This is a genomic window from Streptomyces sp. NPDC007162 (assembly GCF_040634175.1).
Classification (GTDB): domain Bacteria; phylum Actinomycetota; class Actinomycetes; order Streptomycetales; family Streptomycetaceae; genus Streptomyces.
The window spans coordinates 1-3067 of record NZ_JBEYFC010000779.1 but is presented as its reverse complement, the minus strand read 5'-3'; the positions used below and the strand labels follow the sequence as shown (position 1 = coordinate 3067).

Here is a 3067-nt window from a genome sequence, read left to right as displayed (position 1 = left end):
CATGAGCGCGTGCTCGACCAGTGTGATCAGCGCGCTCTTCGCGTCGGCCCGGTGTCGGGCGTCGGTCGTGATGATGGGCGCGTCCGGCCCGATCTGGAGCGCCTCGCGCACCTCTTCGGGCGTGTAGGGCTGGTGCCCGTCGAAGCCGTTGAGCGCGATGACGAACGGCAGGCCGCTGTTCTCGAAGTAGTCCACCGCCGGGAAGCAGTCGGCGAGCCGACGGGTGTCCACGAGCACGACGGCGCCGATGGCGCCGCGCACCAGGTCGTCCCACATGAACCAGAAGCGGTCCTGGCCGGGGGTGCCGAACAGGTACAGGATCAGGTCCTGGTCGAGCGTGATACGGCCGAAGTCCATGGCCACCGTGGTGGTGGTCTTGTCCCCCGTGTGGGTGAGGTCGTCGATGCCCGCCGAGGCGGACGTCATCACGGCCTCCGTGCGCAGCGGGTTGATCTCGGAGACCGCTCCCACGAACGTGGTCTTGCCGACGCCGAAGCCGCCCGCCACCACGATCTTCGCGGAGGTGGTGGCCCGGCCTCCGTCAGAGCTTGCGAAGTCCACTGAGCACCCTTTCGAGCAGCGTCACGTCCGGAGCGCCGCCGTTGTTCTCGTCGCCGCCCGGCTGGTGGATGGCGACCAGGCCGGCCTCGGCGAGGTCGGCCACCAGGATCCGGGCCACACCCAGCGGCATGGCGAGCAGGGCCGAGACCTCGGCCACCGACTTCACCTCACGGCACAGGTGGCAGATGCGCTGGTGCTCAGGGAGCAGCCCCATGAGCGCTGCCGGGTCGGCCGTGGTGCTGATCAGCGCCTCGATGGCGAGCTGGTAGCGCGGCCGGGTCCGGCCGCCGGTCATCGCGTAAGGACGTACCAGCGGCTGGTCGCCCTCGTCCCCGTACGGCTCGGCGTACGGATCATGAGAGGCGGTGGGCGGGGTCATCGTTCCTCCGGGCGGGACAGCAAGTCGGTCGGGCTAGCCGTCTGACGTGGGCCGGTGGGGGGGTTGTGGCGGCCGGACGGTGATTTGGTGAGGTGGGTTGGATCCAGGCTGTCAGTGGAGCAGACTGCCTTGCAGTTCGGCACGCAGGTCGGGGGTGAGTACCGCGCCCGCGCGGTCGACCAGCAGCGCCATCTCGTAGCCGACGAGGCCGATGTCGCACTCCGGGTGGGCCAGCACGGCGAGGGACGAGCCGTCGGAGACGGACATCAGGAAGAGAAAGCCGCGTTCCATCTCGACGACCGTCTGCGCCACGTTGCCGCCCTCGAAGATCCGGGAGGCCCCGGCCGTCAGCGAGGTGAGCCCGGAGGCGACGGCCGCGAGCTGGTCGGCACGGTCACGCGGGAAGCCTTCGGACATCGCCAGAAGGAGGCCGTCGGCGGACACGACGACGGTGTGGGACACACCTGGGGTGTTGTCCACGAAGTTGGTGATCAACCAGTTGAGGTTCTGTGCCGCCTGGCTCATCGGACTCAACTAACGCTCCTGCTGGTGAGTGGGGCTCGGGAAGCTGCCGGTCTGCGGGCCGGGTGCGGCCTGCCTGCCCTGCGCGATACCCCGACGGAGATTGGTCAGCCGGCCGCGAACGTCGTCAGGCGAACGCGAGACCTGCGGACCTGCTTGGTGCTGTTGCTGCTGCTGTGCGGTACCCGGGACGAGGTTCGCCCGGGGTACCCGGCGCGGCAGCCCGGAGGTGGTGACGCCGCCCGCGGCCGGCTGCCGTACGCGCTCCGCCTGCCGGACGAGGTCGTCGTTGGGGGAGGGGCGCCAGGAGCTGGTCGCGGAACGCTGGGGGGCCGCGGCCGCGGGGGCCGGCGGCTGTACGGGGGCGGGCGGGAGCGGCGCCGCACCGTTGCCGTTGCCGACCCCGTTGTGCATGCCGTTGCCGTTGCCCTGGGGGTGCTGCTCCTGCTGGCCGCCGTGGAACCAGTTGGTCTCCAGCGTGTCGTACAGCGGGGTACGACCGTCACCGGGACCGCTCGCCGGGGGCAGCGCCTCCGGCTCCTGGCGCACCGGCGGGCGCTGCACGGTGCCGAAGTCCATGCTGCGGGCGTTGTTCCCCTGGCCGTTGCCCGCGAAGCCGTTCTGGCGGCCGGGCAGCGCGTGCTGGCCGGTGGTGCCGCCGTCGAAGGGCGGGGTGGCGAACTGGCCGGTGGAGCCGTTGTCGTAGGCCTGCGGAGCGGCGAACTGGCCGGTGTTCTGGGGACCGCCCGGCTGGCCGGCCGGGGTGCCGAAGACGTCGGAGCGGACGAACGGCCCGGCGTCCTGCTGGCCGTTCCCGTTCGGACGCGGGAACGAGCCGGTGTCCTGCGCGCCGTTCGCACCGGGACGCGGGAACGACCCCGTGTCCTGCTGGCCGTTCCCGTTCGGGCGGGGGAACGAGCCGGTGTTCTGGGCGCCGCCGGGGACGGTGAAGTCCGGGCGCGGGAACTCGCCGGTGGCCGACGGGCCCTGCGGGATCGCCGGCATCTGCGAGGTGGCGCCGAGGTCGTGCCGCTCGTCGATGCGGGGCATCGGCGCGGTGTGGCCCTGGTCCTGCTCGTCGTGGCCGCGCGGCGTGTCCAGCGAGGCGCGCGAGAGCGGTGGCTGGGCGTTGTCGTCGCTCCAGCTGGGCCGGCCCCCCTGCGGGTTGCCACCGGGCAGCTCGGCCCGCGGACCGCCGCGCGGCGGGAGCTGCGGCTGGCGGCCCTGGTCGGAGGGGTTCGCGGCGCGCTGCGGCGGGACCGGGCCACGGTTGCCGAAGGCGTCCTGGCCGCCGAAGGGGTCCTGCGGGTTGCCGAACGCGTCCTGGTTGCCGAAGGCCGCGCCGTTCTGGCGGCCGCCCTGCGGAGCCTGCGGGCCGCGGGCACCGCCGGGCGCACCGGGCCGGTTTCCGTTCGGACCCGCGCCGGGCAGCGCGGCCCGGGGACCCTGGCCCGCGCCGACCTGGCCGCGCGGACCGGCACCGGCACCGAGGGTGCCACCGCGCGAGCCGCCCGCGCCGCCGGTCTCGTCGCCGCTGAGGCGGCCGAAGCCGTTGTAGCCGAAGGTCAGCGACTGGAAGCTGTTGTCCTGCGAGCCGCCGATGTA

At 73.0% G+C, this 3067-nt stretch carries 3 protein-coding genes and 1 pseudogene; all 4 read right to left on the bottom strand.

Annotated features, from left to right (window positions below):
- Nucleotides 1-561: ATP/GTP-binding protein (locus tag ABZ646_RS43775; protein ID WP_360532562.1), on the bottom strand; the 561-nt coding region annotated here is incomplete at its 3' end.
- Nucleotides 542-940 (bottom strand): DUF742 domain-containing protein, encoded by a 399-nt coding sequence (locus ABZ646_RS43770; RefSeq protein WP_019058642.1) that lies wholly within the window; start codon nt 938-940, stop codon nt 542-544. The genes ABZ646_RS43770 and ABZ646_RS43775, both read right to left, overlap by 20 nt.
- A gap of 111 nt (nt 941-1051) precedes the next feature.
- On the bottom strand, nt 1052-1465 hold the full coding sequence (locus tag ABZ646_RS43765) for a roadblock/LC7 domain-containing protein (RefSeq protein ID WP_003973453.1): 414 nt from the start codon (nt 1463-1465) through the stop codon (nt 1052-1054).
- A gap of 9 nt (nt 1466-1474) precedes the next feature.
- Nucleotides 1475-3067 (bottom strand): annotated as a pseudogene (locus ABZ646_RS43760) (hypothetical protein); the annotation flags it as partial.